At 29.8% G+C, this 5,763-nt stretch carries 7 protein-coding genes; all 7 read left to right on the top strand.

The window, feature by feature from the left end:
* The first annotated feature begins 139 nt into the window (after window positions 1-139).
* Window positions 140-511, top strand: a complete 372-nt coding sequence (locus ACFQ13_RS07315; protein ID WP_386115722.1) for a hypothetical protein — start codon at window positions 140-142, stop codon at window positions 509-511.
* Window positions 511-984 carry a hypothetical protein gene (locus tag ACFQ13_RS07310; protein ID WP_386115720.1) on the top strand — a complete coding sequence of 158 codons (474 nt, stop codon included), beginning with the start codon at window positions 511-513 and terminating at the stop codon, window positions 982-984. The genes ACFQ13_RS07315 and ACFQ13_RS07310 overlap by 1 nt, the downstream gene beginning before the upstream one ends.
* A gap of 162 nt (window positions 985-1,146) precedes the next feature.
* Window positions 1,147-1,779, top strand: coding sequence for a hypothetical protein (locus tag ACFQ13_RS07305; protein ID WP_386115718.1), 633 nt, complete (start codon window positions 1,147-1,149; stop codon window positions 1,777-1,779).
* A 160-nt stretch (window positions 1,780-1,939) separates the two neighbouring features.
* On the top strand, window positions 1,940-2,326 hold the full coding sequence (locus ACFQ13_RS07300) for a hypothetical protein (RefSeq protein WP_386115716.1): 387 nt from the start codon (window positions 1,940-1,942) through the stop codon (window positions 2,324-2,326).
* A 169-nt stretch (window positions 2,327-2,495) separates the two neighbouring features.
* Window positions 2,496-3,053 carry a hypothetical protein gene (locus tag ACFQ13_RS07295; protein WP_386115714.1) on the top strand — a complete coding sequence of 186 codons (558 nt, stop codon included), beginning with the start codon at window positions 2,496-2,498 and terminating at the stop codon, window positions 3,051-3,053.
* Window positions 3,054-3,779: 726 nt separating this feature from the next.
* Window positions 3,780-4,307, top strand: coding sequence for a hypothetical protein (locus tag ACFQ13_RS07290; RefSeq protein ID WP_386115712.1), 528 nt, complete (start codon window positions 3,780-3,782; stop codon window positions 4,305-4,307).
* 170 nt (window positions 4,308-4,477) lie between these two features.
* The gene (locus ACFQ13_RS07285) at window positions 4,478-5,128 is read left to right on the top strand and encodes a hypothetical protein (RefSeq protein ID WP_386115709.1); all 651 of its coding nucleotides are present in this window, start codon (window positions 4,478-4,480) and stop codon (window positions 5,126-5,128) included.
* Window positions 5,129-5,763 lie beyond the last annotated feature (635 nt).

Raw genomic sequence — 5,763 nt, 5'->3', positions numbered from 1 at the left:
TTTTTTAAGCTTACTTACGAAAATTCCTGCGGAATTTTCTCTGGTCTGTAAAAGTTTGCTAAATTAGCTGCCAAACCACGCAACTAACCATACACAAACACGTTGGCAACAAGCTAAAAATAGCGTACTAATAAAATAAATGGCAGTAACAACAAAGAGTATAGAAACAAGAATATGGAATTTTTGCCTTGTAAAAAAAAGGAATAAAGAATATCCTGCTGCTGTTGTTGCAGCAATATTCAACCTAAGTTGGTTTATTGATGAAACAGGGTTTCCACCACCACCAATTGCAATTCAGCTAAAAAGAAGACTTGAAACAAGATTAGGCACAATAGGTAATTTAAGGAATGGAAACAGAATTGGAAAATGTGCAGAAGTCGGTGCTGCTAATAAAATTTTAAGGACCCGCCCAACTGTTGGAGCAGATAGAATGAAATTCACACAAGCAATTAGACCTAGAACAATGCAAAAAGTTCCAATGTGTCAAAATTGTATTGACACTTTTACATAATGGCATATAGTATTCAAGAACAACACAGTAGAGATTTAGATTGGTATTTTATAGATGGAAACAAAAAACCTATTCACGTAGCAACTGGAGGTGGAAAACTTCCAAAAATCATTGAAGAAAACGATGAGAAAAATGAAAATTTACACGCTCAAATATTACAATTACCAATACAATATGAAATTGAAATTAACCCAATATTAAATGAATTTGTAAATTTTGAAAATGAGGAATTAAGAGAATTGTATTTAACAGATTTTAATGAAATGGCTGGAAGAGGATTTATCTCTCTTGATAAATCAAATTTAGGGAATTTTGAAGATGGAATTTACCACATTGTGGCTTATCCCAAAGGTTCTATAATCAGCAAAGGAATTGAATTAAATATTGATGAATTTATTGCTAATGACTTAATTATTGATACGCAAAAAAACAGTTCTTTAGATTTATTAAAGTTATTTGAAAATGATAAATAAATAAAAGCCAGTTGCCAACACCGTATATAATTTATTGCTGGCTTATCGCCTACTTACGAAAGTCCTCGCGGACTTTCTTGGTCTGTAATTATTTACTAAATTAGTTGCTTAAACCACGCAACAAACCATATACAAACACGTTGGCAACAAGCTGAAAAAACCGTGAATGAAAATAAAAATCCATATAAAATATTAAAATATCCACCTGCATATTTAGATGGATATTTAGCAATTAATGGTTGCTTATCTGAATATTGTATTCCAATCGAATTCACTAAAAATAACGGAGAGAAATGGGTTTATGGATTTGAAGGAGAAATCGAAAAAGAGATTGAAATCATCAATTTGAAAAACAACAGATATTTTTTGATATCGACAATCAATGAATTAAACACAAATTATATAGTTGATTTAGAGACTGTAAATCCAATAAAAGAAATAGATTACGTTTCAGAAAAGTTGAAATATAATAACGAACTAATATTGATTTTAAGTTCGAATTCGATAGCTATTATAAAAGAACCTAATGAAATAAAATATATTGAGGGTTTATGTTGGGACGGAATAAGAAATAACCGAATTGAAAATGGAATTCTAAAAGGTCAACTTTATGATTGGAATAATAGTGATAGCGGAGAGGAATATGACAAAACGAATTATGAACTTGACCTAAAAACACTGATTTTAAGAAAAGGAAAAGAATTAGAACATAAACAAGTTCCAATAAAAAAAATGGAAGTCGAAAAAGTGGAAGTCGAAAAACAAAAATGGTGGAAAATATGGAAAACGGAATAAAAAGCCAGTTGCCAACACCGTGTATAATTAATTGCTAGTGACTTGCCTACGTGGAAATTCCTGCGGAATTTCCTCTCGTTCGGTTCATTTTTGCTAAATTAGTTGCTTAACCACGCAACTAACCATACACAAACACGTTGTAAAACATTTGACCAAAATTATGGGAATAGATAAAACAGAAGAATTATTAAAAAAATTTGATTACGATTTTAAAAGAAAAAACAACGAGCTGATAATAAAAATGGATTTCGCTCAAAGAATGACAATTGACTTCTCTGACTCTGAAAAAATTAAAATAAAAGACAAACTTGTTGGTTGGAATTTTCTGACTGGATTAATTGAAATGAGCATTAAGAATGCAACTCTATACAATTTTATTGGAGTAATAATAATGACATTTTTATTCGTATATCTGGATTTAGAATATGGTGGACTGAATTTAGTTTTTTTCTTTTTAGCATTTATAATTTGGGTATTACTTTGGACAATATTTTACTTAGTAAAAGCGGAAAATTTAAAACGGATTTTAATAAGTTGGAATGAATAAAAGTACGTTGAATAGAAAACGTTTTACAACACCGTGTATAATTAATTGCTTTCTTAAGCTTACTTGCGAAAATTCCTGCGGAATTTTCTCTGGTCTGTAAAAGTTTGCTAACTTAGTTGCTTAACCACGCAACTAACCATACACAAACACGTTAGCCACAAGCTGAAAAATGACAACCGAGAAACAAATAGCATTAGGAAAAAGGACAGCTCTGATTTCATTCATTATCGGAACTCTAATTTTTGGAATATATTTTTTGACATCTAATTGGCAATTACTTTTTGTCGGTTATGGATTTATAATTGTTGCAGGAATTTTTAATATAATTATTCTGATTTTAACGTTGAAAAAAGTAAATAGCGACTCTGAAAATCGAAAAAAACTATTAAAGACAAGCGGATTAATGCTTTTAAACATTCCGATTCTATTTATTTATGTTTGGTTCGCTATGTTGTTAATTGGGAATATGCGAATTACATTTACGAATACAACTGAAAATAAGCTGACTGAAATAAATATTATTGGTTGCGAAACTGAATATATTGCGGAACTCGAACCGAACGAAAGTAAAACTGTTTGGGTCGGAATTACAGGCGATTGTTCAATTAATGTTAACTATCAAGAAAACGGAGAAAAAAAGAACGAAATTGTAGCTGGATATGTGACTGGTGGAATGGGACAAAAAATGAACCATAAAATTGGAGGAGAAAATCATTTGGAATTTTAGAACGGAAAAAAGCCAGATGGCTAACACCGTATATAATTTATTACTAGTTCTAGCCTACTTACGAAAATCCTCGCGGATTTTCTATTCGGTTTTTATTTGCTAAATTACGTGCTTAACCACGCAACAAACCATATACAAACACGTTGGCAATAATTAAAATGAAACATTATATAAAATTAATATTGAGTATTACGATTTTGATATTTACGTCTTGTATGCCGAAAAATTTGAATGGACTTTATCAGAATGAATACTCTCATAAACTTGAAATAAAAGATTCAACTTTCCAGATAACAACTTACGATGGAATGAACGGAATTTATTATTGTAATGGTATTCTAAAAACGAAAGGCGACTCAATTATGCTGAAACAAAATACTGAGCAATTAAAAGAGGAATACTTAAATGTATTTAAATGTGATTCTATGATTCTGATTAAGAAAAATAATAGAAAAATTTACAACAAAGAATATTCATTTAAGCGAATAAAATAATAGGAAAAAGACAAAACTGAATATAAAAGCGGATAAAAATATTGTCGAAAGAATTCAAAAACGAACTAAAAAATAACTATTGCCAACACCGTGTATAATTCATTGCTGTTTATAGCCTACTTACGAAAGTCCTCGCGGACTTTCTATCTGTGATTTATTTGCTAACTTTAGTGCTTAAAACACGCAACGAAATCATACACAATCACGTTGCCAGTAATTTAAGAAACCGCGAATGATATACGGAATTTTGATAATAATTTTAATAATTGTGCCGATTGGAATCGCATATTATTATGACTATAGGAAAGACCCAAAAGAATTTACTTTCTCAATTAAAACAATGGGAAAAGGAATACTCAAAGGTCTTGTTTACGTGGGAATTCTGATTGGTTTAAACGCAATCTACCAATTAGTTATTCCGATAAACAAGAATCACGGAATTGAATTTAATTCAGAACGTGAAAAACTTGGAATACCAAAAATTGGAGATAATTGGGAAAATAGAGAATATGATTCTGAACAATTCACAACAAAATTGTGGAATACAGATTCGACTAACGAGCACTTTAAAAAAGTAATCGACTATGGAATTATTAACGCTGTTTCTGAGACAGATTATTATAAGAACGAAAACAAAAAGTTTATATATGCTTCTAGTAAATATAACTTTAACTCAAGGACTTTTGAATATTTTATTGAAAGAAAAGGTAAATCCTCAAAAATAAGTAAAACGGAATTTGAAAAATTTATTACTGAATAAAAACTACTGGCAACACCGTGTATAATTAATTGCTTTTTTGAGCTTACTTGCGAAAATTCCTGTGGAATTTTCACGGGTTCGTAAATGTTTGCTAACTTAGTTGCCTAACCACGCAACTAATCATACACAAACACGTTACCTGTAAGCTAAAAAAACGACAGAAATTATTAATGAAAAGTAAGGAATTTATAAAATCTGAAATTAAAACATCTAATATAATAATTCTAATATTAGGTGGAATTATTTTTAGCTTTTTAGGAATTAAGCTGACTATTTCTGGTATTGAAAAAACTGAAATTTTATTTATTAGTATTCCTTTTTTACTTTTTGGATTATTATCAATTTATCATTTAATAAATCACAATATATTAATAATAAATAAAGAAAAATTGGTAGTAAAAACTTTAATTGGTATAACTAAAAGGACTATAAATTTATCTGAAATTTTGACTTATAACGAAATTGAAAAAGAAAACGCTAAATGGAAAGGAGAAGCTGGATATATGAAATGGAAAGATTTGACTTTATTTGGAAAAGATTTTAAATACAAAATATCTTCTTCAAGTTATGGAAATTATGCTGAATTGAAAAGAGCTTTAATAAAAGGAAAGAAAAGAAACACAAAATCTGAAAGTGAATGGCAAAGAAAAAATAATTTTTATTATGGAATTGGATTCTTAATATTTGGAATTATTCTTTGTATTTGGTTTGGGAAAAACTCTAAAAATTTTAATGAGGAATTATTAAGCGTAGGATTTTCTTCTTTATTTATAATAGTTGGAATTTATTTAATTACGAAAAACAGAAAAGCCTACAGGTAACACCGTATATAATTTATTGCTTGGTTCTAGCCTACTTACCAAAATCCTCGCGGATTTTCTATTCGGTTTTTATTTGTTAACTTAGTTGCTTAACCACGCAACAAACCATATACAAACACGTTAGCAGCAAGCAGTCACGTTTTGCTAATGTCTTTCTTAATCGAAAAATTTTTTATTTCTCATCACAATTAAATTCTCATCTGGATAAGATAACGTGATAAGCAATACGGAATATTAACGCAGGATTAACCACTCAGTTGGATAAGTTAAATTGACAAGTAATACGGAGCAACAACGCTGGATAATAGAAACTATTAAACATTAGATTTTAAAAGATCATTATAGAACACCAACAAACTACTCACTCTACTCCGCTTTAATTTTAAAAAGCTTTACGGCCGATCTGAACGTGAAAAAACTAATTGGACACTGGTAAGGAGTTATACGCTAAAATCAATGTTAGAGTTGTTTAATGAAACAGCGTACAATTAAAAGCCGGCTGCTAACACCGTGTATAATTAATTGCTTTTTTAAGCTTACTTACGAAAATTCCTGCGGAATTTTCTCTGGTCTGTAAAAGTTTACTAAATTAGCTACCCAACCACGCAACTAACCATACACAAACACGTTGTGGC

Origin of the sequence: Winogradskyella rapida (assembly GCF_042675845.1) — a bacterium.
Taxonomy (GTDB): domain Bacteria; phylum Bacteroidota; class Bacteroidia; order Flavobacteriales; family Flavobacteriaceae; genus Winogradskyella; species Winogradskyella rapida.
Note: the sequence above shows the minus strand (reverse complement) of the source record. Positions and strands in the feature narration are given on the sequence as shown.